The 26,181-nt window shown below is 71.9% G+C and carries 23 protein-coding genes; 9 read left to right on the top strand and 14 right to left on the bottom strand.

The window, feature by feature from the left end:
• Positions 1-36: 36 nt before the first annotated feature.
• The gene (locus ACFWYS_RS27935; RefSeq protein ID WP_384774524.1) at positions 37-1,866 is read right to left on the bottom strand and encodes a glycoside hydrolase family 15 protein; all 1,830 of its coding nucleotides are present in this window, start codon (positions 1,864-1,866) and stop codon (positions 37-39) included.
• A 164-nt stretch (positions 1,867-2,030) separates the two neighbouring features.
• Here ACFWYS_RS27935 and ACFWYS_RS27930 point away from each other — a divergent pair, with 164 nt between their 5' ends.
• Positions 2,031-2,747 (top strand): TetR/AcrR family transcriptional regulator, encoded by a 717-nt coding sequence (locus ACFWYS_RS27930; protein WP_384774522.1) that lies wholly within the window; start codon positions 2,031-2,033, stop codon positions 2,745-2,747.
• Between the two features lie 105 nt (positions 2,748-2,852).
• Here ACFWYS_RS27930 and ACFWYS_RS27925 read toward each other — a convergent pair whose 3' ends face one another.
• From ACFWYS_RS27925 to ACFWYS_RS27915, 3 genes are all read right to left on the bottom strand, one after another.
• Complete coding sequence (locus ACFWYS_RS27925) at positions 2,853-3,437, bottom strand: hypothetical protein (RefSeq protein WP_384774519.1); 585 nt, start codon at positions 3,435-3,437, stop codon at positions 2,853-2,855.
• Positions 3,438-3,580: 143 nt separating this feature from the next.
• Positions 3,581-4,330 carry a ferredoxin reductase gene (locus tag ACFWYS_RS27920; protein WP_384774771.1) on the bottom strand — a complete coding sequence of 250 codons (750 nt, stop codon included), beginning with the start codon at positions 4,328-4,330 and terminating at the stop codon, positions 3,581-3,583.
• Between the two features lie 52 nt (positions 4,331-4,382).
• Positions 4,383-4,988 carry a sulfite oxidase-like oxidoreductase gene (locus tag ACFWYS_RS27915; protein ID WP_384774516.1) on the bottom strand — a complete coding sequence of 202 codons (606 nt, stop codon included), beginning with the start codon at positions 4,986-4,988 and terminating at the stop codon, positions 4,383-4,385.
• Between the two features lie 280 nt (positions 4,989-5,268).
• Here ACFWYS_RS27915 and ACFWYS_RS27910 point away from each other — a divergent pair, with 280 nt between their 5' ends.
• Positions 5,269-6,096, top strand: a complete 828-nt coding sequence (locus ACFWYS_RS27910) for a putative protein N(5)-glutamine methyltransferase (RefSeq protein WP_384774513.1) — start codon at positions 5,269-5,271, stop codon at positions 6,094-6,096.
• A gap of 12 nt (positions 6,097-6,108) precedes the next feature.
• Here ACFWYS_RS27910 and ACFWYS_RS27905 read toward each other — a convergent pair whose 3' ends face one another.
• Both ACFWYS_RS27905 and ACFWYS_RS27900 read right to left on the bottom strand, forming a co-directional pair.
• Entirely contained in the window at positions 6,109-6,867 is a 759-nt protein-coding gene (locus ACFWYS_RS27905; RefSeq protein ID WP_384774510.1) for a hypothetical protein, read from the bottom strand.
• A gap of 135 nt (positions 6,868-7,002) precedes the next feature.
• The gene (locus ACFWYS_RS27900) at positions 7,003-9,114 is read right to left on the bottom strand and encodes a SpoIIE family protein phosphatase (protein WP_384774508.1); all 2,112 of its coding nucleotides are present in this window, start codon (positions 9,112-9,114) and stop codon (positions 7,003-7,005) included.
• A 279-nt stretch (positions 9,115-9,393) separates the two neighbouring features.
• On the opposite strand from ACFWYS_RS27900, the gene ACFWYS_RS27895 reads away from it, so the two are divergent.
• Both ACFWYS_RS27895 and ACFWYS_RS27890 read left to right on the top strand, forming a co-directional pair.
• Positions 9,394-10,266: a hypothetical protein gene (locus tag ACFWYS_RS27895; RefSeq protein WP_384774505.1), complete on the top strand. Its 873-nt coding sequence runs from the start codon at positions 9,394-9,396 to the stop codon at positions 10,264-10,266.
• Positions 10,267-10,401: 135 nt separating this feature from the next.
• On the top strand, positions 10,402-10,779 hold the full coding sequence (locus ACFWYS_RS27890; protein WP_384774502.1) for a hypothetical protein: 378 nt from the start codon (positions 10,402-10,404) through the stop codon (positions 10,777-10,779).
• 88 nt (positions 10,780-10,867) lie between these two features.
• Here the strand turns inward: ACFWYS_RS27890 and ACFWYS_RS27885 are convergent, their stop codons facing one another.
• On the bottom strand, positions 10,868-12,028 hold the full coding sequence (locus tag ACFWYS_RS27885; RefSeq protein ID WP_384774499.1) for a M20 family metallopeptidase: 1,161 nt from the start codon (positions 12,026-12,028) through the stop codon (positions 10,868-10,870).
• Between the two features lie 236 nt (positions 12,029-12,264).
• On the opposite strand from ACFWYS_RS27885, the gene ACFWYS_RS27880 reads away from it, so the two are divergent.
• Positions 12,265-14,280, top strand: coding sequence for an FAD-dependent oxidoreductase (locus ACFWYS_RS27880; RefSeq protein WP_384774496.1), 2,016 nt, complete (start codon positions 12,265-12,267; stop codon positions 14,278-14,280).
• 53 nt (positions 14,281-14,333) lie between these two features.
• Complete coding sequence (locus ACFWYS_RS27875; RefSeq protein ID WP_384774493.1) at positions 14,334-14,885, top strand: PadR family transcriptional regulator; 552 nt, start codon at positions 14,334-14,336, stop codon at positions 14,883-14,885.
• 67 nt (positions 14,886-14,952) lie between these two features.
• On the opposite strand, the gene ACFWYS_RS27870 is transcribed toward ACFWYS_RS27875, so the two are convergent.
• Positions 14,953-15,492, bottom strand: coding sequence for a hypothetical protein (locus ACFWYS_RS27870; protein ID WP_384774490.1), 540 nt, complete (start codon positions 15,490-15,492; stop codon positions 14,953-14,955).
• Between the two features lie 167 nt (positions 15,493-15,659).
• Positions 15,660-16,637: a fibronectin type III domain-containing protein gene (locus ACFWYS_RS27865; RefSeq protein ID WP_384774487.1), complete on the bottom strand. Its 978-nt coding sequence runs from the start codon at positions 16,635-16,637 to the stop codon at positions 15,660-15,662.
• 416 nt (positions 16,638-17,053) lie between these two features.
• On the opposite strand from ACFWYS_RS27865, the gene ACFWYS_RS27860 reads away from it, so the two are divergent.
• On the top strand, positions 17,054-17,770 hold the full coding sequence (locus ACFWYS_RS27860; RefSeq protein ID WP_384774484.1) for a glycoside hydrolase family 75 protein: 717 nt from the start codon (positions 17,054-17,056) through the stop codon (positions 17,768-17,770).
• A 92-nt stretch (positions 17,771-17,862) separates the two neighbouring features.
• Here the strand turns inward: ACFWYS_RS27860 and ACFWYS_RS27855 are convergent, their stop codons facing one another.
• A complete protein-coding gene (locus ACFWYS_RS27855; protein WP_384774482.1) occupies positions 17,863-18,624 on the bottom strand; it encodes an SDR family NAD(P)-dependent oxidoreductase in 762 nt (253 codons plus the stop codon).
• Positions 18,625-18,746: 122 nt separating this feature from the next.
• Here ACFWYS_RS27855 and ACFWYS_RS27850 point away from each other — a divergent pair, with 122 nt between their 5' ends.
• Complete coding sequence (locus tag ACFWYS_RS27850; protein WP_384774479.1) at positions 18,747-19,397, top strand: TetR/AcrR family transcriptional regulator; 651 nt, start codon at positions 18,747-18,749, stop codon at positions 19,395-19,397.
• A 143-nt stretch (positions 19,398-19,540) separates the two neighbouring features.
• On the opposite strand, the gene ACFWYS_RS27845 is transcribed toward ACFWYS_RS27850, so the two are convergent.
• The 3 genes from ACFWYS_RS27845 to dhaK all read right to left on the bottom strand — a co-directional run bounded on the left by ACFWYS_RS27845 (position 19,541) and on the right by dhaK (position 21,682).
• The gene (locus ACFWYS_RS27845; protein WP_384774476.1) at positions 19,541-19,963 is read right to left on the bottom strand and encodes a PTS-dependent dihydroxyacetone kinase phosphotransferase subunit DhaM; all 423 of its coding nucleotides are present in this window, start codon (positions 19,961-19,963) and stop codon (positions 19,541-19,543) included.
• A gap of 37 nt (positions 19,964-20,000) precedes the next feature.
• The gene (gene dhaL, locus ACFWYS_RS27840) at positions 20,001-20,600 is read right to left on the bottom strand and encodes a dihydroxyacetone kinase subunit DhaL (RefSeq protein WP_384774474.1); all 600 of its coding nucleotides are present in this window, start codon (positions 20,598-20,600) and stop codon (positions 20,001-20,003) included.
• Positions 20,601-20,689: 89 nt separating this feature from the next.
• Positions 20,690-21,682 carry a dihydroxyacetone kinase subunit DhaK gene (dhaK, locus tag ACFWYS_RS27835; protein WP_384774471.1) on the bottom strand — a complete coding sequence of 331 codons (993 nt, stop codon included), beginning with the start codon at positions 21,680-21,682 and terminating at the stop codon, positions 20,690-20,692.
• A gap of 328 nt (positions 21,683-22,010) precedes the next feature.
• On the opposite strand from dhaK, the gene ACFWYS_RS27830 reads away from it, so the two are divergent.
• Positions 22,011-23,981 (top strand): potassium transporter Kup, encoded by a 1,971-nt coding sequence (locus tag ACFWYS_RS27830; RefSeq protein ID WP_384774468.1) that lies wholly within the window; start codon positions 22,011-22,013, stop codon positions 23,979-23,981.
• A 45-nt stretch (positions 23,982-24,026) separates the two neighbouring features.
• Here the strand turns inward: ACFWYS_RS27830 and ACFWYS_RS27825 are convergent, their stop codons facing one another.
• Positions 24,027-25,982 carry a protein-arginine deiminase domain-containing protein gene (locus tag ACFWYS_RS27825; protein WP_384774465.1) on the bottom strand — a complete coding sequence of 652 codons (1,956 nt, stop codon included), beginning with the start codon at positions 25,980-25,982 and terminating at the stop codon, positions 24,027-24,029.
• Positions 25,983-26,181 lie beyond the last annotated feature (199 nt).

Genomic DNA, 26,181 nt, shown 5'->3' with positions numbered 1-26,181 from the left:
CACGGCGGCACGGAACCCGGATCGCCGGTAGCGGAATCAGTCGCCGGTGGTGGAATCGCCGAGGCCGGAGGCGCTCAGGGTGAATGCCGTCTCGACCAGGGCGATGTGGCTGAACGCCTGGGGCGCGTTGCCCAGTTGGCGGCCCGTGTCCGGGTCCCACTGTTCCGAGAGCAGGCCGACGTCGTTGCGGATGGCGAGCACCCGCTCGAAGGCGTCCCGGGCCTGTTCCGGACGGCCGGTCGTGGCGAGGGCGTCGGCGTACCAGAGGGAGCACGCCACGAACGCGCCCTCCGGGCCGGACGCGCCGTCGACACCATCGACGCCGTCCCCTTCGTGCGCGCCGTCGCCGTTCGTGGCGTACCGCCGTACGAAGCCGCCGTGGTCGAGCCCCCGCATCGCGCGGACGGTGCCGCGCACCCGCTCGTCCGAGGCCGGCAGGAAGCCGAGCCGGGACATCAGCAGCGCCGAGGCGTCCAGGGCCGAGGAGCCGTAGTACTGCACGAAGGACCGTCGGCGGGCGTCCCACCCCTCCCGGCACACCTGCCGGTGCACCTCGTCGCGCATGGCACGCCACTGGCCCGAGGAGCCGTTGCGGCCGAGCAGCTCGCCCATCCGCAGGGCGCGGTCGGCGGCCACCCAGGCCATGACCTTGGAGTGGACGAACTGCCGCCCGGGTCCGCGCACCTGCCACAGCCCCTGGTCCGGTTCCCGCCAGTGGCGCAGCAGATAGCCCATCAACGCCTCCACCAGGCTCCACACATGGGCCGGCATCGGGATCCCGGCCCGCAGCGAAAGACAGAGGGCGTCCAGGACCTCGCCGTAGACGTCCAGCTGGAACTGGTTCATCGCGAAGTGGCCGAACCGGACGGGTCGCGAACCCTCGTAGCCGGGCAGCCACGGCGCCTCGGTCTCCGGCAGCAGCCGCTGACCGCCCACGCCGTAGACGGTCTGCAGATCGGCGGGGTCGCCCGCGATGGCCCGCACCAGCCAGTCCAGCCAGGCCGCCGCCTCCTCGCGGTAGCCGCTGCGCAGCAGACAGGACAGGGTCTGGGTGGAGTCGCGCAGCCAGCAGTACCGGTAGTCCCAGTTGCGCTGCCCGCCGATACAGCCGGGCAGCGACGTGGTGGGCGCGGCGACGATGCCGCCCGTGGGGGCGTAGGTGAGCGCCTTCAGCGTGATCAGGGAGCGCATGACGGCGTCCCGCCACGGTCCCTCGTAGCGGCACTGGGCGCTCCAGCGTCGCCAGAAGTCGCTGGTCTCCTTCAGGAGGGTCTCGGCGGGGAAGGACAGCGGCGCGGGCGTCTCGGGCAGGTGGGAGGGCGACCAGACAAGGGTCAGGGCCAGCCGCCGGCCGGCCGGGACGGTGAAGTCGTACACCGTCGAGTCCTCACGGTCGAGCGACCGCACCGGTGCGTCGGCGTCCAGCCAGACGGCGTCCGGGCCGGCGACCGCCACCGCGCACTGGTCGACGGCCCGGATCCAGGGCACGACCCGGCCCTGGTGGAAGCGCAGCTGCAGCTCGCTGCGCATGGTCACGGTCCCCGCGAGTCCCTCCACCACGCGTACCACACACGGCAGTTGGGCACGGGGCGGCATGAAGTCGGTGACCCGTACGGTCCCCGTCGCGGTCTCCCACCATGTGTCCAGGACCAACGTGTCCGCCCGGTAGGCCCGTCGTGTGCAGGTCCCACCGGTGTCGGGGGAGACCCGCCAGAAGCCGTTGTCCTCGGTGCCGAGAAGCGCGGCCAGACAGGCCGGCGAGTCGAAGCGGGGGAGGCACAGCCAGTCGACGGAACCGTCCTTGCCGACCATGGCGGCGGTCTCCAGGTCACTGATGAGGGCGTAGTCCTCGATGGGGGCACTCATGATCGTCAGATCGTCAGTTCGCTGCTATGTAAACTTACGCTGTAAACATCTTGCACCGAATGCGACGCGCGGTCAAGCGAGGAGGTTGACGAGAAGGGTCAAGAGGGGCGCCGCCAGGTATGTTTACGTCGTATGCGGATGCTGTCGGGGCAAGGAGGCACGCAATGGCCGAGGGTTCGGCGGACAAGCCCGCGCGTCGCGCCAGTGACCGGGGACGCTACGGCAGGCTCAGCCGCGAGCGCGTGCTGGCCGCCGCTCTGGAGCTGGTCGACCGGGAGGGCCTCTCGGCGCTGAGCATGCGCCGGCTCGGCGCGGAGCTCGGTGTCGAGGCGATGGCGCTGTACCGGTACGCGGAAGGCAAGGACTCCCTCCTGGACGGCCTCGTCGAGGCGCTGTACCTGGAGCTGGAGGGGCGACTGGCCGACGGCTCCGAGGCATCCGAATGGCGTACCGAGCTCCAACGGACCGCTCGCGCGCTGTACGACGTGTGTCTGGCCCACCCGCAGGCCGTGCCGTTGCTCTCCACCCGCATGATGGCCGTGCCGCTCGCCCGTCGGCCGCTCGCGGTGCTCAGGGATCACGAGCGGATCCTCGTCCTGCTCCGGAAGGCTGGGTTCGACGACGCCCGTGCCGCCTCCGTGTTCCGCGCCTTCACCGCCTGGGTGCTCGGATATGTGTCGGTGGAACTGAGGGCCATGGTGGACAACCCCGAGGAATCCGACCCCGCGTTCCGCCTGGGCCTGCACCGCATGCCGTCCCAGGAACTGCCGGTGCTTCGCGAAGTCGCCCCGGCCCTTGCCGAGCAGGGCGGACCGGACGGCCTGTCCGCCGGACTCGACGCGCTCCTCGACGGCTTGGGACCGGCGGACCGGAAACCCTGACGCCGTCGGACCGAATCCCGTCTGATTTCTGTGACACCGGCCGACGCCATTCCGTGGCACTGGCTGCCGCCATCCCGTGGCACCGGCCGATGTCACGGCCACGGGTCATGCCCTGCGGCCGGTCCAGCCCGGCTCCGTGCGGGCCCAGTCCTGTTCCCATTCGGCCAGGCGACGGCGCATCGCGGCGTGGCGTACGGCCGTGTGGCCGAGGAGGGTCAGGGCCACCGCGCCGCCCGTGGCACAGATGCCGACGGTCACGGAGCGGTACCAGACGGACGCGTCGTCGGGAGGCGGGGGGACGCTGCGGCCCCCGGCGTCGAGCCAAACGTCGACCCTGTCGCCGGTCCGTGTCCCGGCCGGGACATGCGCCGTGGCCGTACGCGGACCCTTCTCCGACTCCGTCCAGCGAACCGTGGCCTTCGCGGAGAGCCGCCGTCCGCCCTGCGGCAGGGGGACTGCGCCGGGGGCTCTGTCGATGACCTCGGCCCGGACCTGACGGAGACCGGCGCGCTGCTCCCGAGCCATGGTCAGGGCGTCGCCATGGGCCCTCCAGGCCGCGATCACCCCGGCCAGCGGCGCGCCGACGAGCAGCAGCGCGATCACGGCCACCACTGTCCACGCCTCGACGACATCCGACCGGCGCCGCAGCGGACTGTGCCGCCAACCCCGGCCACGCACGCGGCTTCGCATGCCGTGCAGGTACCCCGTAGACGGGACATCGTTCCTGACGATCCCGGGGACATCGTCAAACGACGGGCACACAGCGCACGGGCATAAAGCGCATCGGCACTTGCCCGGACACGCGCCACTTGGTCGCAGCTGCGCCCCGTCAATCAGCCGAAGCGCTCGATCCGGATGCGGTCCACCGGCTGGCCTGCCGCCACGAGCAGCCGCGAGGCGTGCTCCGCGAACGCGTTGGAGCCACACACATAGGCCTCCCAACCACCAGGAGGCTGCTCGGCCAGGAGCGGCGCCACATGTGCGGCGGCCATACGTCCCACGGGCACACCTTCCGGCGCGCTCCGCGTGAACACGGGCGTCGTCTCGGCGCCGTACTCGCGCGTGTAGAGCAGTTCCTCGGGGCTGCGCGCCGACACCAGCAGCCGCAGCGGAACGTCCAGGCCCCGCGCCCGGTGGTGCCGCACCATCGAGATCAGCGGTACGACGCCGGAGCCGGCGCCGACCAGCAGCGCGGGCCGGTCCCCGGGCCAGGCGAAGAAGCCGCTGAGCGGGCCGCGGACCTCGACCGTGTCACCGGGCTCGGCGACCGTGTGGAACCAGCCGGACACCTCACCGTCCTCGACATGGTCGAGGGTCAGCTCGATGTGCCCCGGGTCGCCGGGCGCGGACGCGATCGAGTAGTGGCGTTGGGCCACATAGCCGTCATCCGCGGTCAGTCGGAGCATCAGGTGCTGGCCGGGCAGATGGCCCGCCCACGCGGGCACCGCGAGACGGAAGGTGGCCGCGTGCGGGGTCTCACGGCGGATCTCGGTGATCGTGGCGGTCTGCCACACCGCAGCGGCCCGGTTGCTGACGGCGATCCGGCCGGGCACGGCGAACCGGGTCGGGGGAGCGGACGCCATGGATTCGGAGGTCACGGCCGTCGCCTCGGGCACCCCGGTCGTCTCGGTCGTCTCAGTCACCGGAGTACCGCTGTTCCTGCCAGGGGTTGCCGCGGCCGTGGTAGCCGTTCTGCTCCCAGAACCCCGGCTCGTCGTGGTCGAGGATCCGCAGGCCCGCGATCCACTTGGCGCTCTTCCAGAAGTACAGGTGCGGCACCAGCAGCCGTGCCGGGCCGCCGTGCTCGGCAGCGAGCGGTTCCCCGTCGTACTCCCAGGCGATCCAGGCCCGCCCACCCGTCAGATCGGCGAGTGGCAGGTTCGTGGTGTAACCGGTGTGCGAATAGGCGACGGCATGGGTGGCGGACACATGGGGCCGGACCACATTGAGGAAGGCGTCCAGCGACACACCCCCGAACCGCACACCGAACTTCGACCAGCTCGTCACGCAGTGGATGTCGCCTTCGTACACCGACGCCGGCAGCGCATGCGCTTCCTCCCAGCTCCAGGTGCGCGGCTCCGCCACGAGACCGTCGACGCGGAAGGACCACTCGGCGGGCGTCAGCTCCGGCGTGACTTCGGCGGAGAGGACGGGCCAGTCGTCGCCCGCGTCGTACTGGCCGGGCGGCAGCGCGGCGTTCTGGACGCGAGGGCGTCCGGTGAAGCCTCGGGTGACGTTCATGCGGGTGGTGCCTCCAGGCCGCCGTAGGCGACGGCCCGCGGGTCGAGCGTGATCGGTACGTGCTCATTCAACCGTACGGGTTACACGTTCGTTCAATCGTCCCAGTGATCGTTGGGGTAATGTGGCCGTCCGGTCGGGACGGTCCCGGCGTGCCGAGTCAGGGAGGTGAGACCCATTACCGCTGTGTCAGGTCGGGTGCTCCCACCTCGAATCGGCGCGGATCACCGCCGGTAGGCGACCGCGAGAGCACCCTTCGGCTTCCGAAAGGCTCTCGGCTCTCATGCCCCCCGTCTCTTCTCCCTCGCCCTCTCCCGCGTCCCCCTCGCCGCTCACCCACGACACCGTCGTGAGCGCCCTGCGCTCCGCCGGCTGTGTCTTCGCCGAGGACGAGGCCCGGTTGATCCTGGCCGCCGCCCGCACTCCGGACGAGCTGGCCGCCATGGTGGACCGCCGCGTCACCGGTCTGCCCCTCGAACTCGTCCTCGGCTGGGCCGAGTTCCACGGGCTGCGCATAGCCGTGGAACCCGGCCTCTTCGTGCCCCGCCGCCGTACCGAGTTCCTGGTCGAGCAGGCCCTCGCCGTCGCACCGGACACGTCCGTGGCCGTGGACCTGTGCTGCGGCTCGGGCGCGGTCGGCGTGGCCCTGGCCGCCGCGCTCGGCTCACGCCGCCGGATCGAGCTGCATGCAGCCGACATCGACCCTGCGGCGGTGCGCTGTGCCCGCCGCAACGTGGCTCCCTACGGAGGCCAGGTCCACCTGGGCGACCTGTTCGAGGCGCTGCCCGACAGCCTGCGCGGCCGCGTCGGCATCCTTGCGGCGAACGTGCCGTACGTACCCACCGACGAGGTCGGCCTCCTGCCCGCGGAGGCCCGCGACCACGAGCCCCGTGTCGCTCTCGACGGCGGTCCGGACGGCCTGGACGTGCTGCGCCGGGTCGCCGCCGGGGCGCCCCGGTGGCTGGCGCCGGGCGGCTGTCTGCTGGTCGAGACGAGTGAACGCCAGGCGCCGAAGGCCCTGGAAGCCTTCACCGGCAGCGGACTGGCGGCGCGTGTGGTCGCGTCGGAGGAGCTGTACGCGCATGTCGTGATCGGCCTCAACCAGCCCTGAGCCCGGTCCTGATCAGGTCGCCGCGCCGCTCTTCGAGGTGCTCGCGGAGGGGCCGGGGTTCCGCCAGTCCCAGTGGCGCGGCCCGGGGAACTTGTCCCGCCGGCCGCCCGGCCCCCGGTCCCCGTCCTTGCCCTTCGGCTTCCACTCGTCCCAGTTGCCCGAGAACAGACGGGAGGCCGTCCTGGTGTCGTCGTTGGACCGTGTGCCGACGACGAAGATGTCCTCGCCGTTCTTGAGGGCCTCGGTGCCGGAGCCCTTGTCGCCGTCATGGCGCACGGTCGTGTCCGCGCCGACGGTCCACGTCCACGAGGCGCCGTCCTCGCTCTTGACGGTGACCTGGTCGCCGTCCACCTTCTCGATGGTGCCGCGCTGCCAGATCCGTACGATCCACTCGCCACTGTCGGGGTCCTTGACGGTCGTCTCGCCGTGCACGCCGCCCCCGCCGAGGCCGAACATGCCGTGGCCGTGCCGGCCGCCGGGCCCGTCCGGGGACGGTGACGCCGACGCAGCTCCGGCGGCCGAGGGGGAGGCCCCGGCGCCCGAGCCCGAGGCGGACGCCGCGTAGGCGACCGTCCCGCCGAGGGCCAGGACGGCGACCGTGGCCGCCGCGGTCACCGCCCGGGCCCGGACGGACCGCCCCTGCCACAGCCCGCGCAGCGCCGCACCCGGGGTGTGTTCCCGCTGCGGACCGCCCGGTCCCGTGAGGACCTCGAATTCCGTGCCGGCCGGCTCCGCGCCGGTGCTGTGTCCCTGATCCGGATCGTGTGTCACCGCTCGCTCCCATCGGTCACGGCACCCGGCATCCCCATGCCATGCCTTGCTGTGATTGTGGGTGGCGGACGGTAAGGAACAAGTAATCAGTTGCTGTGAATTCGGGCGCCCGTCCCACCTGCTCCTCAGGGCCCGTCAACTCGGCGTTAGCACCCGCGCGATGAGCAGTGCCACGTCGTCGGAGTTGTCCGGCTGGTGCAGCGTGCGCAGGAGGAGGTCGCAGCACTCCTCCAGGGGGCGGTCGGGGTCGTCGAGGAGCTCCAGGAGGGCGTCGAGGCGCTCGTCCAGCGGGTGTTGGCGGGTCTCGACGAGGCCGTCCGTGTAGAACACCAGCTGGTCGCCGGGCACGAGGTCGATCGTCGTCGTGGAGAAGGCGACGCCGCCCACGCCCAGCGGTGCGCCGGTGGGCAGTTCGAGGAGTTCCGGGGGCCGGCCGGGGCGGACGCGGACGGGCGGCAGATGGCCGGCGTTGGCGATCCGGCACTGCCGCAGATTCGGGTCGTGGACGGCGTAGACGCAGGTGGCGATGGAGTGGTCGAGGCCCTCGGTGATCTTGTCGAGGTGTTCCAGGAGGCGGGTCGGTTCGAGGTCGAGGGAGGCCAGGGTGTGCGTCGCGGTGCGCAGCCGGCCCATGGTCGTGGCGGCGTCGATGCCGCTGCCCATCACATCGCCGACGACCAGCGCGGTCTTGCCGTCCTCCAGCGGGATCACGTCGAACCAGTCGCCGCCGACCTCGGCGCTGGCGCCCGCCGGCTGGTAGCGGGAGGCGACCTCCAGGCCGCCGGTCACCGCGGGGTGGCTGGGCAGCAGGCTGCGCTGCAGGGTGAGGGCGGTGTCGCGGGCGTTCTGGTACCAGCGGGCGTTGTCGATCTGCACGGCCGCGCGGGCGGCCAGTTCACGGGCGAGCAGCAGATCGTCCTCGCTGAACGGCAGCGGATTGCGGGTGCGCTTGAGGTCGAGGGCGCCCAGCACCTCGCCGCGCGCGATCAGCGGCACCGCCAGATACGAGTGCACACCCGCGCGGCCCAGCTGCACGGCGGCCTCGGGGGAGCGGGCGATCCGCGGCAGGTCCTGCTCCTCGACATGCGCCACCAGGACGGGACTGGCGGTGCGCACGCACTCGGTGACCAGCCGGTCGGGGCCGTAGCGGGCGACCTGCCCGGGCGGGTCGGCGGCGCTCAGGGCCTCCGTGGCATGGTCGGCCTGCACGGCCAGGGCGCGGATCACCGCCGGCTCGGTGGGCCCGAGGCTGCTGCGTCTGCCCTCCACCACGGCTTCCAGCAGATCCACGGCCGCCACGTCGGCGAGCTCGGGCACGGCGACGTCGGCCAGCTCGCGTGCCGTGCGGTCCAGCTCCAGCGTGGTGCCGATCCGTGCGGAGGCGTCGGCGATGAGGGCGAGGCGCCGCCGTGCCGACTCGGCCTCGACGGCGGCCTGATGCTGCTCGGTGATGTCCACGGCCATGCCGGCCACGCCCAGCACCGCCCCCGCCGTGTCCTCCAGGCGGTAGAGCGAGATGTTCCAGAAGTGCTCGCGGTTCGGATCGGCCGGGGTGCGCCCGGTGATGCGCTGGTTGATGAGCGGATCACCGGTCCGCAGCACCGAGCGCAGGGCCGCCTCGATGGCGTCGGCGTCGATGCCCGGCAGCAGCTCGCGCGGTGTGTGGCCGATGTGGTCGGCGGCGGGGATGCCGTTGAGCCCTGCCAGCGCCTCGTTGACCGAGACGTACCGCAGGTCGGTGTCGAGGACGGCCAGGCCGATCGGGGCCTGCGCGATCGTCCGCGTCGACAGCGCCACGTCCCGCTCCAGACGCCGGACCGTGGTCTGGTCGGCGCACAGGCCCAGCGCGTAGACGTCGCCCTCGTCGTCGAGCAGCCGCATGTTGCGGAACTCCACCAGCCGGGTGCTGCCGTCCTTGCGCCGGATGGGGAAGGCGCCGGCCCAGCCCTCACCGGTCTCCATGACGTCGGAGAACAGCTTGACGACCAGGTCCAGGTGCTGTTCGTGGACCATGATCCGGGCGGCGTACTGGCCCAGTGCCTCGTTTGCCGGATAGCCGAACAGCTCCTCGGCCTGGGGGCTCCACAGCACGATGCGCCCCTGGACATCGAGCACCACCGAGGCCATGCCCAGCACGTCGAGCAGCCCGCTCGGCCCGATCGGCCCGCGAGCGGACTCGCCGTTCAGGCCCATCGGCCCGCGTGCCGGCTCGTCGCCCTCGGGCACGGGACGTTCGGCTGGAGACATCCCACGCACCGCCTTCGCCCATCCTCGCGGCACGCCGTTCCCCCGTGCCGACTCCCCTAGTTCTACCGCGTTCAAGCGTCTCTGGGCCCTCTTGGTCGTTCACCTCCACCATCCCTCAACACGGCGGAGAACGTCCGGTGAAGTCGGCACCGGATCACATGACTGTGGCCGATCAGACAGCACCCGTTCGTCTGCTTGGTCTGTACATGACCACATGAGGCCGCCAAACTGTCCGCCGACACGCCCCTCCCGCGCACTCACCCCCAAGGAGTCGCCCCCATGGCCCTGCGCGCCCGGCAACGTTGTCACACCGCTCTGACCGGCCTGGTCGCCCTCGCCTCCGCCGCCGTGCTGTCCACCGCGACGCCCGCGCAGGCCGCCGACACCTGGACGGAGGTGGGCTCCGACCGCGCCGACCCGCTCACCGAGAGCCAGGGCCTGACCTCCGTCGAGGTCCCGGCGAACAGCCCCAACCGCTACACCGGCATCGGCACCATCCCCGTCTCGGTCTCCAGCCGCGGATGGAACCATGTGGGCGACCCCGACGCCTCCTACAACGGTTACTACGTCGAGCCGTACCAGGCGGACTCGGGCACCGCGAAGATGTTCCGGGTGCAGGCGCCGGACGGGACCTGGTCGGAGTACGTCCACACGCTGGGCTCCGGGGAGGCGCTGAACAACTCCTTCGCCGCCATCACGCCCGGCGGCCAGTGGATGGTCTCGGGCGAGTGGGGCACCATGACCCGCCTGCTGGTCCACCCGACCCCCGGCGTCAACCCCGCCACCTCGCCCTCGGCGAACCTCCCCTGGACCTCCAGCATCCGGCTGGACCACGCCGTACGGGACATCCAGGGCTGTGACTTCCTCGGCGCCAAGACCCTGCTGTGCTCCTCCGACGACCCGGCGGGCACCCTCTTCGGCATGACCAAGCCGCTGCTCCAGATCGACCTCTCCGCGGAGCCCGGCTCGTCCGACGTGACCGGCCATGTCACCGCCCTGCGCCAGCTCCCGCTGCGCAGCTCCTGCTCCGGCAACCACGAGACCGAGGGCATCGACTACGACCGCCGCAGCGGCACCCTGCGGGTGATCGTCATCTCGCCGGGCTTCTGCGTGCTGACCGACAGCAAGACGTACCGGTTCACACGGAGCTGATCCCGCCGGGCCGAGGTGCGGACAGGGCGGCTCCGCCGGTAGTGCTCCGGCGTGCGTGGTGCTTTTCTTGGGTTGGGGTCCGGTTCCGCGGGCTACCCGTGGTACCGCGGTGCGGCCACGAGAGGAGCGATCACGATGGGTCGTGAACGACTGCACGAGGAGCCCGTGTCCGTCGAGATCAGCGGATGCAGCAAGGAAGACGCCCGGATCGTGTTCGACGCGCTGTGCACGTGCTTCGAGTCCGACCGCGGCCCCGAGGACGTGCCCCAGCAGCTCCATGAGACCCGCCCCATGGTGTGGCTCGGCACGTTCGAGGTGACGGACGCGCAGGAGTGCCCGGCACCCGCCCGGCTCTCGGCGACCGTCGAGGCGGACGCACAGGGCGGCTACTGGGCCATCGAACGGCTCCGTACGACGCTGGACTCCCTCTTCACGGTCCACGACCTGGCCTCGGCCTCGGGCGACCAGGAGCGGGAGCTGCACGTGGTGCTCAAGAGCCGTCCCGGCCTCTGAGGGCCGAGCCCGGCAAGGGCGGGCTCGGCCGCGGCGAGGGCGGTGAGGGCGAACTCGGTCTGGGCGAACTCGGTCTGGGCGGGCTCGGTCAGGAAGAGCCCAGCAGGCCGAGTACGGCACGCCGGTAGACGGCGTGGACGGCGGGCAGGTCCGCGAGACAGGCCCGCTCGTCCACGCCGTGCAGGCCCGCGTACCGCACCCCGAAACCCGCCGTGGCCGCGATGCCCTCGCCCGCGAGCAGATTGCCGATGTTCGAGGGTCCGGCGGTCTTCGGCCGGACGGTGAGGCCCTCCCGCGCGGCGGCGTCCAGCAGGGCCGCGGCCGGTTGCCGCTCCCCGGCCAGTCGATACGGCGGCCAGGCGGCCACCGGGGTGATCAGGGTCGGCCGTGGCGCGGGCACCCGCACGTCCAGCTCGCCCACCGCCCCGCGCACCAGCCGCTCGGCGTCGACGCCGTCGAAGCCCGGCGTCGTACGGACGTCGACGCCCAGCTCGCACAGGTCGGGCACCACCGAGAACCCCTGACCACCGTGGCAGGAGGTCACCGTCAGCTTCGGCGGCAACGGGAACTCCCCGTCCGCGCCCGGGAGTTCGGCCTCCTCCAGCAGCCGTACGAGATGCGCCGCGCGCGAGACCGCACCCGGCGTCGTGGCCCGGGACCCCGAGTGACCCGAGGCCGCGTATACCGCGATCGTGGCCCGCCACAGGCCCCGCCCGCCGACCACGACCTCGTCCAGCCCCGGGTAGCCGATCATCACCCCGGCCGGACGGACCGCCTCCGTATCGGCCAGGTACGCGCGGGCCCCGCCGAAGCCACCCGTGTGCTCATCGACGTCCAGCAGCACCGCCAGCCCGCCGTGCAGGTCCTCGGCCCGGCCGTGCAGCTCGGCCGCGATGCCGCAGAACATCGCCGCGGCGAGCTTGGAGTCCGCCGCGCCCCTGCCCCGCAGCCAGCCGTCCACGACCTCGCCGCAGTCCGGAGGGAACGACCAGGCGGTCTCGTCGCCGTACGGCGCGGTGTCGACGCAGGCGTCCAGCGCCCACCAGGGACCGGGCCGCCCGCCCGCGACCTCGACCAGCAGCCCGACGGTGCCGCCCTTCTCGCCGTGGAGACGCCGATACGGCAGCTCACGCGCCGCGAGCCAGTCCTCCAGGGTGCCGAGGACCGGACCGTAGTCGTCGATCCCGGCGCGGCTGGGGCAGCGGATCAGCCGCTGGGCGAGGCCGATGATGTCGGCGTGTGTGGTCATGAGGCCACTGTGCCGGAGGCGGATGCAGTTCCCCCCGCGCCTGAAAGGGGCGTGCAGCGGATGTTCCTCAGGGGCGCGGGGAACTGCGCGACCAGCCCCCACGCACCCGCAGCCGCCTCCTCGGCAGAGCTGTCAGTGGCCTGTGTCACCCCCTCCCGGTTGTGCAACTAGTTGCATAAAGACTCCCCGGTCCTCTACAACTACGTCAGGCACGACACCCGCACGGAGGGGCCCCGATGAGCCGTTACCCGCACCTGCTGAGCCCGCTGGACCTGGGCTTCACCACGCTGCCCAACCGCGTCCTCATGGGGTCCATGCACGTGGGCCTGGAGGAGGCCGAGCGCGGCTTCGAGCGCATGGCGGCCTTCTACGCCGAGCGGGCGCGCGGGGGAGTGGGCCTGATCGTCACCGGCGGCATCGCCCCCAACGACCAGGGCCGGCCGTACGAAGGCGGTGCCAAGCTCACCACCGAGGCGGAGGCCGAGCAGCACCGCGTCATCACCGACGCCGTGCACCGCGAGGGCGGCCGGATCGCGATGCAGATCCTGCACTTCGGCCGGTACGCCTACCACCAGGACCTCGTAGCCCCGAGCCCGCTCCAGGCGCCGATCAGCCCCTTCGCGCCCCGCGGGCTCAACGACGCCGAGGTCGAGCGGACCATCGACGACTACGCGCGTGCCGCCCGCCTCGCCCGGCAGGCCGGCTATGACGGCGTCGAGATCATGGGCTCCGAGGGCTACCTCATCAACGAGTTCATCGCCAAGCAGACCAACCGCCGCACCGACCGCTGGGGCGGCTCGTACGAGAACCGCATGCGCTTCCCGGTCGAGATCGTGCGCCGGGTGCGCGAGGCGGTCGGCCAGGACTTCATCATCGTCTACCGGCTGTCCATGCTGGACCTCGTCCCGGGCGGCTCCACGCTGGACGAGGTGATCACGCTCGCGAAGGCCGTCGAGGCCGCGGGCGCGACGATCATCAACACCGGCATCGGCTGGCACGAGGCGCGCATCCCGACCATCGCGACGTCCGTGCCCCGCGGCGCGTACACCTGGGTCACCAAGCGGCTGATGGGCGAGGTGTCGGTCCCGCTCGTCACCACCAACCGCATCAACACCCCCGAGCTGGCCGAGGAGTTGCTGGCCGACGGCTGCGCGGACATGGTGTCGATGGCCCGTCCGATGCTCGCCGACCCCGACTTCGTCGCCAAGGCCGCGGCCGGCCGTCCCGAGGCCATCAACACCTGCATCGGCTGCAACCAGGCCTGCCTCGACCACACCTTCAGCGGCAAGATCACCTCCTGCCTGGTCAACCCGCGCGCCTGCCACGAGACCGAGCTGACACTCTCCCCGACCCGGCGGCGCAAGCGCGTCGCCGTCGTGGGCGCCGGACCCGCCGGGATGGCCTGTGCCGTCAGCGCCGCCGAACGCGGCCACGACGTCACGCTGTTCGACGCCGCGAGCGAGATCGGCGGCCAGCTGAACGTCGCCCGCAAGGTCCCCGGCAAGCAGGAGTTCGACGAGACGCTGCGCTACTTCCGCCACCAGCTCGACTGGCAGGGCGTCGACATACGGCTGAACACCTGGGTGTCGGCCGAGGACCTCGCCGCCTACGACGAGGTCGTGGTCGCCACCGGCGTCACCCCCCGCACCCCCGAAATCCCCGGCGTGGACCACCCGAGCGTGGTGGGCTATCTCGACGTCCTGCGCGACGGCGCCCCCGTCGGCGACCGCGTCGCCATCCTCGGGGCGGGCGGCATCGGCTTCGACGTCGCCGAGTTCCTCACCGACGGCGGCGACAAGGCGAGCGAGGACCCCGAGACGTACTTCCGCCACTGGGGCGTCGACATGGACTACACCGCCCCCGGCGGCCTCACCGCCCCCGAGCGCCCCGCCCCGCCGCGCACGGTCCATCTGCTCCAGCGCAAGGCCAGCAAGGTCGGCGCGGGTCTCGGCAAGACCACCGGCTGGATCCACCGCACCGAGCTGAAGCACCGCGGCGTCACCATGGTCCCGGGCGTGCGCTACGACCGCATCGACGACGCCGGACTGCACGTCACCGTCGGCGAGGAGAGCACCGTCCTCCCGGTCGACACCATCGTCCTGTGCACCGGGCAGGAGCCGAGCCGCGACCTCTACGAGACCCTGCTCGCCGCCGGCCGCAGCGTCCACCTCATCGGCGGCGCCGACGTGGCCGCCGAACTCGACGCCAAGCGCGCCATCAAACAGGGCACGGAACTGGCGGCGAGCCTCTAGGGGCCAGCGGCCGTATTCGTAGGATGACCTCCTCGCGTCCCTAGGATGAGCCCATGTCACTCCCGCACGCGATTCTCACCGCCCTGGTCGAAAAGCCGTCCTCGGGGCTGGAGCTGACCCGCCGGTTCGACAGGTCGATCGGCTACTTCTGGTCGGCCACGCATCAGCAGATCTATCGCGAGCTGGGAAAACTGGAGACCGAGGGGTTCATCCGCACGCTGCCGAGCGAGCAGCCGGCCCGCGGGCAGAAGAAGAGCTACGAGGTCCTGCCCGCGGGCCGCGCCGAACTGGCCCGCTGGACCGCCGCCTCCCAGGACCCCCGGCCGCACCGCGACACCCTGCTGTTGCGGATGCGCGCCGCGGCCGTCGTGGGGACCGAGGGCATCGAGGCCGACCTCCGGCGCCATCTCGACCTGCACCGAAGGCAGTTGGCCGAGTACGCGGAGATCGAGAAGCGGGACTTCCCGCCGGGCAAGGACAGCTCCCAGGACCGGCTGCGGCACCTGGTGCTGCGCGCCGGCATCGACCTGGAGACCTTCTGGACCCAGTGGCTCACCCGGGCCCTGGACGAGTTCGCCGAACTGCCGGGACGCGAGACGGCGTGAGCCGGGAGGCCCGGAGTCGGTATGAGGAGCCGGGGAGCCCGGATGCGGCCGGCTTCAGTCGGCCGGGTCAGAGGCGGTACGGCTTCGACTTGCGGCGCAGGTACCAGGCCGCGGCCAGGCCACCCGCACCCACCAGGACCCCGCCGCCGACCAGCGTCAGCGTGGTGAAGTCTTTCGTGGCCCCGCCGACGCCGCCCATGACGCCGCGTGAGGGCGAGGACGTGGCCGAGGCCGTCCGGGTGGGGGAGGGGCCCGAGACGACGACCGACTGGGTGCCCGCCGTCGTGCCGTTTGAGCACACGACGATGACGGTGTAGGTGCCGGCGCTCACGCCGGACCAGGCCGCCGACTGCAGGGCGTCCGTCCCCGACAGGGAGACCTGACGGCCCTGGGCGAAGTTCGCCTGCCTGCTGTTCAGCAGGGAGGCGGTGCCCCAGCTGCCGTTGACGTTGGTGCACGCCCTGGTCGTGACCGAGACCGTGGAGCCGGTCGTGCTCACGGAGATCCCCGAGACCGCGGCGGCCGGATCGGCGGCCATGGCGAAGGGGAGTACGGAGGCGGCTGCCACGGTCAGGCCCGAGCGGAGGAGTAGCGATGACTTGCGCATATGGTGCCCTCCGGCGGCACGGTCGGCGGAACATCCCTGGCGCCGCCGAGGGTCGGGAACGCCCGTGCTGCCTCAGAGGCAGCCAACGCGCCCCGGGCCCCGTCCGCATGCGGGCCGCCCCCGGACAGGTGACGCGGTGCTGCATCCGGGGGACGCCGGACCCGACCTCAGCCCCGCCCGCCGGTCGTCACCGTCCGCTCGGCCGAGAAGCCGCCCCAGGTGCCGTCCGGCAGCCTGCCGCGGATCCGTACCCGGTGCCCGACGCCCTTCTCCGGGCCCAGATAGAAGCTGTACGCGGCCCGCTCGCGCGGCGCGCTCCCGCCGTACACCAGCGAGGTGACCGTACGGCCGTCGAGCTGCACCTGGTACTCCGCGACCACACCGTCCGTGCGCGGCGGCACCCAGCTCAGATCGAGGTGGTACGCCCCGTCCTCGCGATGGGTCGCCGCCCGGAAGGCGGTCGGTGCGGTGCCGCGTCCGTCGTCGGTGCCGGGTGTGGTGATCCGCGCCGCCGCCGTGGCGGGGGAGAGGTTGTCGGCCGCGTCCCGGGCGCGCACCGTGAAGGAGTAGCGCGTGCCGGGCCGCAGCCCGGTGACCACGGTCGCGGTCTGGTTGCCGCCCACACTGTGGATCTTCGTCCCGCCCTGCTGGATGTCGTACGACACCACATCCCGGTCGTCGGTCGCGCTCGACCACGACAGCTGAACGGCCCGGCTGCCGACCGCCCGGCCCTGGAGCTCGCCCGGACGGGTCGGGGCGGAGCGGTCGGCGGCCACCGCCTTCGGGGTCGTCGCCCGGACCACCTTGCTCGGCGGGCCGAGCCGCCCGTCGGTGTCCCGGGCCCGCACGGTGAAGGCGTACGGGGTCGACGGCTTGAGCATGGTGACATCCACCATGTGTGCGGAGCCCGGCACTTCCTTGACCTTTGTGGGGCCCCGATACACCTCGTAGCCGCGGATACCGCGTTCCGAGGCGACCGCGTTCCACATGACGTGCACGCTCGTCGCGCTGCCCGCGTCCGCCGTGACCCCGGTGGGCGCCGCCGGCAGCCGGCCACCGTCCTCGGCCGCCCCGCCCCAGGCGCAGGAGGTGAGCAGCGTGAGCGCCACGCAGAGGGCGGCGAAGGGAACGAGAACGCGTCGCACGACTCTGCCTCCCGGGAGCGGACTCACGGCAATGGTCCGGACCAATATGACGCGCCTGACGCGATCACATCAAGAGGGCGGTCGTTGGTGGCCCGCTCGCACGGTTACGTATGCTGAACCTCCCCATGGCTGAACTCTCCCTGTGGGCATAGGAGTTCATGCCGCCGGCACGGGCCGCTGTCGTCGCTGATCCCGCGCCGGACGCGGGGGCCGGGGGTCGGGGTCCGCCGTGGACTCGGGCCCCCGGCCCCTGCCCGGAGGTCCGGGGGACGGTTCCGTCGTGTCACCGGAGTGTGCGCCGTACGGGTCCCGCTGGTGGCGGCATGATCCGAAGAGCATCAATTTGACTGAGTGCCCTACTGATAATGCTTCGGACTGAGTGCCCGTCAGTGTCCCCGCGGAGAGGGGTCCTTGTTGTGCGTGTCCGGTCGCTGACGCTGGCGGCGGCAAGTGCCGCCTTACTCGCTCCGACGACGCTTCACGCCGGTCCGCCCGTCGCACCGGAGGGGCCCGCCACGCATCGCGAGGAGGCCGACGTCGCCGCCGCCGACCTGCTGTCGAAGGTGCGCGACTGCACCTCTGTCTCCCGTGGGCTCTACCGCACCGACAGGAACACGTCCGCGACGATCCCGGTCTGCGGGATGCCGGGTGCCGTGTTCTGGAAGGCGGACATGGACATCGACTGCGACGGGCAGCCCACCGACCGCTGCAACCGCCGTACGGATCCCTACTTCTCCGCCACGACGGCCTTTCGGCAGACCGACGGCCGCCACCTGAACGCCGAGCGCCTCCCGTACATCGTCGTGCCGGCCCCGAGCGGCATCTGGGACCCCCGTGCCCATGGCGTCCGCGGCGGCTCGGTCGCGGCGGTCGTGTACCGGGGGCGGGTGCAGTACGCGGTCGTCGGCGACGTCGGACCGCGCGACATGATCGGGGAGGCGTCGTACGCCACCGCCGAGGCCCTCGGTATCCCGGCCGACCCGAACGACGGCGGCACGGCCTCCGAGGTCACCTACATCGTCTTCGAGGACGAGCCGGTGACCCCGATCGAGAACCGTGCGGCCACCGTGACGACCGGCGAGCGGCTGGCACGGGAGTTCGTGCACGGCGGGCAGGCCGGGCGCGGGAAGTGATGACGGGAACTGAGGTCGGGAACTGAGTACGGGAACTGAGGAGGGGGCGGGCGGGCCGCTGAGGAGAGGTCGGTCGGGGAACCGGAGAGAGGTCAGACGGCCGCCCAGCCGTCGTCGACCGGCAGGATCACGCCGTTGATGTTGCTCGCCGCGTCCGAGGCGAGGAACACGATGGCGGCGGCCTGCTCCTCCGGCCGAGCCAGCCTGCCGAGGTTGACGAAGTGCGGGCCGAGGGCCGCCGGACCATGGGCGTCCTGCGCCGCGTCCACGACGATGCCGGTCTGTGTGCCGCCCGGGGCGATGGCGTTGGCGCGTATCCCCTGCTTGCGGTACATCACCGCGAGGGACTTCGTCAGCCCCACTACACCGTGCTTGGACGCCGTGTACGCGGCACCCGCGGCGCTCCCGCGCAGACCGGCCTCCGAGGCCGTGTTCACGATGGCGCCCCTGCCCGCCTCCAGCATGTGCGGCAGCGTCGCCCGGGTGAGCAGGAACGGGGCGGTGAGATTGACCCGGATCACCCGCTCCCACTCGGCGTCGGTGACGTCCGCGAGCGCCGACATCCGGTCCATGATCCCGGCGTTGTTCACCAGGACGTCCACGCCGCCGAAGCGCTCCACCGCGGTCTCGACCACCTGGTCGGCGACGGCCTGCTCACTCAGATCACCGACGACCGCGACCGCGGCGCCGCCCGCCTGCTCGATCTCCTTGGCGACCGCCTGGGCGCCCTCGGCGTTCAGATCCGCCACCACGACGCGTGCGCCCTCCCCGGCGAAGGCCAGCGCGGCGGCGCGCCCGATGCCCGAACCCGCTCCGGTGACGATGACGCTGCGTCCGTCCAGTCCGCTGCTCATCAAGTGCTCCATCCCTGTGTCCGACTGTCCGCGGCCCTCACCATACGACTTAATGTCTCTGAGTGACATAAAGTCTTCATGGAGAATCCCGGGAGAGCGATCAGCGCCGGCCGGAGGAGACCATGACCGCAGCCCGCGAAGGCACCGGACGACCCACGGGACGACCACCCCTGACCGAGGAGCGCAAGGCCGAGATCCGGCTGGAGATCGCGCGAGCGGCGGTGGACCTCTTCGTCACCCAGGGCGTGGCGGCGACCACCGGCGAGCACATCGGAGCGGCGGTCGGCGTGTCCGCGCGGACCGTGTGGCGCTACTTCCCGAGCAAGGAGAGCTGCGTCCGCCCGCTCTTCTCGGCCGGAATCGACCTGATCGCCGAGTGTCTGCGGCGCTGGCGTCCCGGGGAGCCCCTGGAGGAGGTCATGGACCGGGCGTTCGCGGCCGACGAGCGCCTGCTGTCCGTGCCCGACCGCTCCACCGTGGGGGCGCTGGTACGGCTCACCCGCACCGAGCCCGGCCTGCGCGCGATCTGGCTCCAGACGTACGACGAGGCCGAGCCGGCGTTCGCCCGCGCCCTCGCCGAACGGGCCGGGCTGGCCGCCGACGATGTGCGCCCGGCGATCCAGGCCGCGATGCTCAACGCGGCACTGCGCGCGGCGGTCGAGCACCACGCCTGGCACACCACCGACACCGAGCCCGACCCGGCGACGGCACAGGCCCGGCTGACGGCGACGATGCGCTCGGCCCTGGCGGTCGTGGCCGAAGGACTCGCCTAGCGGAGGACGGCCCCGCGGAGGACGGGCAGCGGCCTACGACCGCGCAGTGCGGCAGCAAGGGCCCCACAGCGCGCCGACCGGAATCCGGTGACGCGGCCATGGGGCCCTCGGAGCGGCAGGCTGATGCCGCTGTTCCGGCTGTCTCACACCTTCCGGTACGTGTACGCCTCCGCGGCCGCCGCCTCCACCGCCGCGAGGTCGGCGCCGGTGGACGCCGTGACGACCGCGGCCACCGCGCCCTCGACGAACGGGGCGTCCACCAGGCGCGTGTTGTCGGGGAGTTCGTCGCCCTCCGCGAGCAGGGCCTTCACGGTGAGGACCGCGCTGCCCAGGTCGGTCAGGACCGCGACCCCGGCGCCACGGTCCACGGCGGCGGCCGCCGCGGCGATCAGCTCGGCGCTGGTGCCGAGGCCGCCGCCCTCGGTGCCGCCCGCAGGGGACACCGGCACGGCCGTTGCGCCGCCCGCGAGCCCCTGCGCCAGCTCGGCCACCGAGGCGGCCACCTGCGCGCTGTGCGAGACCAGCACGATGCCGACGAGCCGCTCGCTCTTCCGGTCGTCACTCATCGCGCCGTCACCTTCCGCTCCGTCACGCACTGCCTCCTCACTCACCGTTCGCCTCCGCCAGCCCCGCGATGAGCAGCGCCGACGATGTGGCCCCCGGATCCTGGTGTCCGATGCTGCGCTCCCCGAGGTAGCTCGCCCGGCCCTTGCGGGCCTGCAACGGCGTCGTCGCCAGGGCGCCCTCCTCGGCGGCGGCCCGTGCCGCGGTGAAGCCGTCGCCGAGCGCGTCCAGGGCCGGCACCAGCGCGTCGATCATGGTCTTGTCGCCCGGCGCCGCCCCGCCGAGCGCCATGACCGCGTCCACCCCGGCCCGCAGCGCCTGGCTGAACTCGGACTCGCTCACCTCGCCGGCGTCCCCGAGCGCCTTGCCGGTCCGGCGCAGCAGCGTCCCGTACAGCGGCCCCGACGCCCCGCCCACCGTGGAGATGAGCTGCCGTCCGGCGAGCGTCAGGACCGCGCCGGGCGACTGCGGGTCCTCCTTCTCCAGCGCCGCCGTGACGGCGGTGAACCCGCGCTGGAGGTTGCTGCCGTGGTCGGCGTCCCCGATGGGCGAGTCGAGGGCGGTGAGCCGTTCCGCCTCACGGTCGACGGCGGCCGCGGTCGCCGTCATCCAACGGCGGAAGAATTCGGCGTCGAGCACTGGAACTCCTTGTCTGACAGGTGACTTGGGGTCGTGGTCCGCGGTGGGTGCGTACCCGGATCGCGGGTATCCGGATCATGGGTTCCCGATCACACTCCCCAGCGCAGCCCCGGAGTCTTCACCGGCGCGTTCCACAACCGCAGCAGCTCCTCGTCGACCTGGCACAGGGTGACGGAGGCGCCCGCCATGTCGAGGGAGGTGACGTAGTTGCCGACGAGGGTGTGGGCGACGGCGACACCGCGCCCGCCGAGCACCCGCTGGACCTCGGCGTTGAAGCCGTACAGCTCCAACAGCGGTGTCCCGCCCATGCCGTTGACCAGGACGAGGACGGGATTGCTCGGGGTCATGTCCTCCAGGATCGCGCCCACCGCGAAGTCGGCGATCTCGCCCGCGGTCATCATCGCCCGCCGCTCCCGGCCGGGCTCGCCGTGGATGCCGACGCCCAACTCCAGCTCACCGGGCGGCAGATCGAAGGTGGGGCTGCCCTTGGCGGGCGTGGTGCAGGCGCTGAGGGCGACGCCGAAGCTGCGGGCGTTCTCGTTGACCTGACGCGCGATCGCCTCCACCCGCTCCAGCGGCTGTCCCTCGTCCGCCGCCGCACCGGCGATCTTCTCCACGAACAGCGTCGCGCCCGTGCCGCGCCGCCCGGCCGTGTAGAGGCTGTCGGTGACCGCCACGTCGTCGTTGACGAGCACCTTTGCCACCTGGATGCCCTCGTCCTCGGCGAGCTCGGCGGCCATGTCGAAGTTGAGGACGTCGCCCGTGTAGTTCTTGACGATGAACAGCACGCCGGCCCCGCTGTCCACGGCGGCCGCGGCTCGCGCCATCTGGTCGGGCACCGGGGAGGTGAACACCTCGCCGGGACAGGCCGCCGACAGCATGCCGGGGCCCACGAATCCACCGTGCAGCGGCTCGTGCCCCGACCCGCCACCGGAGATGAGGGCGACCTTCCCCGCGACGGGCGCGTCCCGCCGTACGATCACCCGGTTCTCCACATCGACGACCAGCTCGGGGTGGGCGGCCGCCATCCCGCGCAACGCGTCCGCGACCACGGTCTCCGCAACGTTGATCAGCATCTTCATGAGTACCTCCCGGTGAGAGTGGCCGATCGCCTCTGGCAGTGTCGTCGCTGGTCAGAGGTTGGAATGTCAGCTCTCGATCTTGACAGTTCGTGAGGGTTCGTGGGCGGTCCGGAGCGGAATCATGGCCGGGTCCTGATGGCGAATCGCTGCCTTTTTCCTTCCGGACGGCGTATGAGGGTGCCTGTCGGCAGTATCGACCTTGCGGCAACGAAGGTCACGTGCGCGGGCGCTCCGAGGCGCGCCTCGGAGGCCCCCAGCGGTCGGGCACGTAGTGTCCGCCCCGACGCACCGGCCCCGCACCACCGCAGCCAACGAGGAGAGGATCATCATGGCCGATGACCGGCAGGGCACCGAGTCGGATGGCGGATCCGCGGCACGGCCGCCGGAGGGGCACGGGGTGGGCGCCCACGACACGGTGCGGCTCGCGGTGGTCGTCGGCGCCCTCGGTGTGGTCTTCGGCGACATCGGGACGAGCCCGATCTACACCCTCCAGACTGTCTTCAACCCCGACGACCCGCATCCCGTCCCGGTCAGCACGGGCCATGTGTACGGCGTGGTGTCACTGGTGTTCTGGTCGGTCATGATCATCGTGACGGTCACCTATGTGCTGCTCGCGATGCGCGCCGACAATGACGACGAGGGCGGCATCATGGCCCTGATCACCCTGCTGCGCCGGTGGAACGCACAACGCGGCCGCAGAGCCGCCGTCGTCCTGGCCGCGCTCGGCATCTTCGGCGCGTCGCTGTTCTTCGGCGACAGCATGATCACCCCGGCGATCTCCGTGCTGTCCGCGGTCGAGGGCCTCAAGGTCGTCGAGCCGTCGCTGGAGGACGCGGTCGTCCCCATCACCGCGGTGATCATCGTGCTGCTGTTCCTGGTGCAGCGCCGGGGGACCGCGGCCGTGGGCCGGGTGTTCGGGCCGGTCATGATCACCTGGTTCACGGCCATCGGCGCGTGCGGGGTCGTGGGCATCACCGACCACCCGGACATCCTCAAGGCCCTGTCGCCGACGTACGCCCTGGACTTCCTGGTCGGCAACTTCGGCACCGCCTTCTTCGCCCTGGCCGCGATCGTCCTCGCGGTCACCGGCGCCGAGGCGCTGTACGCGGACATGGGGCACTTCGGCCGCCGGGCGATCACCCGGGGCTGGCTGTTCCTCGTCCTGCCCGCCTGCGTCCTCAGCTACCTGGGCCAGGGCGCGCTGATCCTCGACGACCCGGAGAACATCAGCAGCCCGTTCTTCCTGCTGGTGCCCGACTGGGGGCGCTGGCCCATGGTCCTGCTGGCGACGGCCGCGACCGTGATCGCCTCCCAGGCGGTGATCACCGGCGCCTACTCGGTCGCCTCCCAGGCGGCCAAGCTCGGCTACCTCCCCAGGCTGCGCATCGCGCACACCTCCGAGTCGACCATCGGCCAGATCTACGTCCCGTGGATCAACTGGCTGCTGATGGTGTCGGTCCTCACCCTGGTCTTCGCCTTCCGCAGCTCCGCGGCGCTGGCCTTCGCGTTCGGCATGGCGGTCACCGGCACGATCACCATCACCACCCTGCTGTTCTTCTACGTCGCCCGGGCCAAGTGGGGCACGCCCCGGTGGCTGCTCGCCGTCGGCGCGGGCGTGCTCCTCTTCGTGGACCTGCTGTTCGTGGCGGCCAACCTGACCAAGCTCGTCCACGGTGCGTGGCTGCCGCTGCTGATCGGCCTCACCGCGTTCACCGTCATGACGACCTGGCAGCGCGGACGCCAACTCGTCACCGCGGAACGGGAGCGCCGCGAGGGGCCGTTGCCCGAGTTCGTGGACGACCTGCGCAGCGGGGACATGTCGACGGTCCGCATCCCCGGTACGGCCGTCTTCCTCAACCGGGGCAAGCAGAGCGCACCGCTGGCGATGCGGGCCAACGTCGAGCACAACCATGTGCGGCACGAACAGGTCGTGATCGTGGCCATCCAGACCGAGCCGGTGCCCCGGGTCCCGGCCGACCAGCGAGTCGTCGTCGACGACCTCGGTTACGCCGACGACGGCATCATCCACGTCACCGCCCGGTACGGGTACATGGAGAAGCCGGACGTGCCCGGCACCCTGGCCCTGCTCGACCCGGCCGCCACCGAAGGGCCGTTGCAGCTCGACGAGGCGTCCTACTTCCTGTCGAAGATCGAGCTCCGGCGCGGCACGGCACCCACCATGGCGCCTTGGCGCAAGCGGCTGTTCATCGCCACCTCCTACATCACGGCCGACGCCGCCGAGTACTTCGGCCTGCCGCGCGACCGCACCGTGATCATGGGCTCGCACATCGAGGTGTAGGGAGAGTGGCCGCGCCCGCACGGGCAGGCGCGGCCCACACAGTCGTCAGTTCGACTTCCACCACGCCGCGGAGGCGTCGCGCAGGGTGTTGGTGCCGCAGTGCACCTCGCCCATGCCGAGGTGGTAGGTGTACCAGTCGTCGATGTACGACACCTTCAGACCGACTCGCGTGTACGCCGCCGTGACGGCCTGCGTGAAGATGTCCTTGCCGCCGATGACGGGGCCCCACTGGCGCGGGGCGAGATAGCGGTCGCGGGCGAGCAGGATGCCGTTGACGGCGCCCGGGACGTAGGCGCTGGTCCGGACGGCGGCCGGGGCGGCGGACCCGGCGCGGTCCCCGGTGAGCCGCTTCTGCTGGCCGTACTTGCCGAGGGTGTCCACGAGCGCCGGGTCGCCGCCCATGCGGGTCAGACGCGGCACGGACACGTCCCGCCCGCCGGCCGCCGACATCTCGGCCTCCCGGGTGTACAGGCCGGGCACGCGCACGATCTCCGCGTCGGTGACGCCGGTCTCGCGCTTGAGGATGGCGAGGTTGGCCGCGATGCGCTCGGCCGCCATGGTGTTGTCGGCCACGAAGTGCCGGGCGGCGAGGGCCTGGTCGATGGTCTCCTTCGGCGCCGGCGTGCCACCGAGGCCCGGGACGGAGAACATCTTGGTCGCGCCGTGGCCGGCCCGCTGCGCGTCGCGCAGCAGCTTCAGCCCGGCCTGCGGGTCGGCGACCCCGATCCGCCACCCGCGCGGGGTGTCGGCCGGCAGGAACTGCACGAACTCGTCGACATGGCCGACGCCCAGCCACGAGGTGTCCAGCAGCAACGGGTCCTGCAGTCCCTGGGACTTCAGCAGGGTGCGCATCGACTGAGCCGGCTTGGAGCCCGTGTCCTTGCGGTGGCCCATGATGACGCGGCCGGCCGGGAAGGAGCGTCCGCCGTGCGTGTAGGGCGGGATGGTCTCCATGTTCCCGGTGGAATTGAGCGTCCTCTCCTCCGAGTCGCGCACACCGGAGACCTGTACGACGCCGATGTCGCGGCCGCGCACCTTCTCGAACAGCTCCCGGCCGGCCTCACGGTCGGGCTGGGCCGAACGCAGCATCACGCGCATCACGTGCCGCTGCCCGCCCGGGCCGGCCATGCTGACATAGCCCGGCTCCACGAAGTCCTGCGCCCAGATGTCGCCGTACTTGTCGAAGGTCACGAGCGGCTTGGTGATCCCCGCACGCCGCACCTCGTTCCCCAGGTTCTTCACGAACTGCCGGTAGGGCCCGTCCTCCGGGCTGTTGCCGGGCACCTTGGTGACCATCACCTGCTGGGTGTTCTGCAGGTGGTGGTGGGTCAGCAGCGGGGCGACGCGCAGGGTGACCGCGTCGGAGGTGGTCCGGCCTCCGGACGTCACGGACAGCTGGATCACCGCGCGGCCGTCCCACTTCGCCGTGTCCCGGATGACGTCGGTCGCCTCGACGCCGAACTCCACGCCGGAGCGAAGCTCGGCCGCCGACAGCCGCGTTGCGGGCGTGACCAGGGCCCAGCCGCCGGAGCGCTTGAGGAAGACCCGCGTGTACCTGGCCCCGGCCGTCACCTTCACGCTGCCCTTGGCGTCGGCCGCCAGACCCGGCATGGCCACGGAGCGGATCCGGGCGAGATCGGCGGCGTCGGCCGCCCCGTTGACCTTCTTGTCGGCCGCGTCGTTGCAGGCGGCCAGCTTGGCGTCGGACAGCGGACGGCCGTCGGGACCCTTGACGGGGCAGCGCTTGGTGTCGTCGTCGAGGTTGGGAAGGTAGACCGCTCCGCGACCGGTGGACCAGCTGTCCTCACCCGCGGTGTCGGTGTCGCCGGTGACGTCGACACGCCCGTCGCGGTCAACGTCCGCGCGGAGGTCCGCGGTTGGGGCGGCCGGCGGCGCCGCGAAGGCGGGGGTGAGCGGGGAGGCGAGCACGGAGCCCGCCGCGGTGACGGCGATGATCACCTGTCTTGCAGAAGTCGTACGTATCCGCGTACGTGTGCGCACGGCACATCCCTTTCCGGTGGGGGGTGTTTCGCCGTGCAAGAGGTGGAACGCGCGCTGTGCGTTCACTGTGGGGACAGCACATCATCCCTGAGTCTGATGTGTGTCCCCCGTTATGTTTTCCGCGGTCCTGCAAGAGGGCCGCTGGCCTCCGGGCCCGGAATGACTGTTCCCCCCTGTCGAACAGATGACCTGGGGGGTG

It is taken from the genome of Streptomyces sp. NPDC059010 (genome assembly GCF_042740355.1).
Classification (GTDB): Bacteria; Actinomycetota; Actinomycetes; order Streptomycetales; family Streptomycetaceae; genus Streptomyces.
The sequence above is the reverse complement of the archived record's forward strand: the minus strand, read 5'-3'. Positions and strand labels throughout refer to the sequence as shown.

What these genes read in the sequence shown, in the direction of transcription:
- ACFWYS_RS27935 (WP_384774524.1), bottom strand. Translation starts at nt 1,866, where the DNA reads ATGAGTGCCCCCATCGAGGACTACGCCCTCATCAGTGACCTGGAGACC.
- ACFWYS_RS27930 (WP_384774522.1), top strand. Translation starts at nt 2,031, where the DNA reads ATGGCCGAGGGTTCGGCGGACAAGCCCGCGCGTCGCGCCAGTGACCGG.
- ACFWYS_RS27925 (WP_384774519.1), bottom strand. Translation starts at nt 3,437, where the DNA reads ATGCGAAGCCGCGTGCGTGGCCGGGGTTGGCGGCACAGTCCGCTGCGG.
- ACFWYS_RS27920 (WP_384774771.1), bottom strand. Translation starts at nt 4,330, where the DNA reads ATGGCGTCCGCTCCCCCGACCCGGTTCGCCGTGCCCGGCCGGATCGCC.
- ACFWYS_RS27915 (WP_384774516.1), bottom strand. Translation starts at nt 4,988, where the DNA reads ATGAACGTCACCCGAGGCTTCACCGGACGCCCTCGCGTCCAGAACGCC.
- ACFWYS_RS27910 (WP_384774513.1), top strand. Translation starts at nt 5,269, where the DNA reads ATGCCCCCCGTCTCTTCTCCCTCGCCCTCTCCCGCGTCCCCCTCGCCG.
- ACFWYS_RS27900 (WP_384774508.1), bottom strand. Translation starts at nt 9,114, where the DNA reads ATGTCTCCAGCCGAACGTCCCGTGCCCGAGGGCGACGAGCCGGCACGC.
- ACFWYS_RS27895 (WP_384774505.1), top strand. Translation starts at nt 9,394, where the DNA reads ATGGCCCTGCGCGCCCGGCAACGTTGTCACACCGCTCTGACCGGCCTG.
- ACFWYS_RS27890 (WP_384774502.1), top strand. Translation starts at nt 10,402, where the DNA reads ATGGGTCGTGAACGACTGCACGAGGAGCCCGTGTCCGTCGAGATCAGC.
- ACFWYS_RS27885 (WP_384774499.1), bottom strand. Translation starts at nt 12,028, where the DNA reads ATGACCACACACGCCGACATCATCGGCCTCGCCCAGCGGCTGATCCGC.
- ACFWYS_RS27880 (WP_384774496.1), top strand. Translation starts at nt 12,265, where the DNA reads ATGAGCCGTTACCCGCACCTGCTGAGCCCGCTGGACCTGGGCTTCACC.
- ACFWYS_RS27875 (WP_384774493.1), top strand. Translation starts at nt 14,334, where the DNA reads ATGTCACTCCCGCACGCGATTCTCACCGCCCTGGTCGAAAAGCCGTCC.
- ACFWYS_RS27870 (WP_384774490.1), bottom strand. Translation starts at nt 15,492, where the DNA reads ATGCGCAAGTCATCGCTACTCCTCCGCTCGGGCCTGACCGTGGCAGCC.
- ACFWYS_RS27855 (WP_384774482.1), bottom strand. Translation starts at nt 18,624, where the DNA reads ATGAGCAGCGGACTGGACGGACGCAGCGTCATCGTCACCGGAGCGGGT.
- ACFWYS_RS27850 (WP_384774479.1), top strand. Translation starts at nt 18,747, where the DNA reads ATGACCGCAGCCCGCGAAGGCACCGGACGACCCACGGGACGACCACCC.
- ACFWYS_RS27845 (WP_384774476.1), bottom strand. Translation starts at nt 19,963, where the DNA reads ATGAGTGACGACCGGAAGAGCGAGCGGCTCGTCGGCATCGTGCTGGTC.
- dhaK (WP_384774471.1), bottom strand. Translation starts at nt 21,682, where the DNA reads ATGAAGATGCTGATCAACGTTGCGGAGACCGTGGTCGCGGACGCGTTG.
- ACFWYS_RS27830 (WP_384774468.1), top strand. Translation starts at nt 22,011, where the DNA reads ATGGCCGATGACCGGCAGGGCACCGAGTCGGATGGCGGATCCGCGGCA.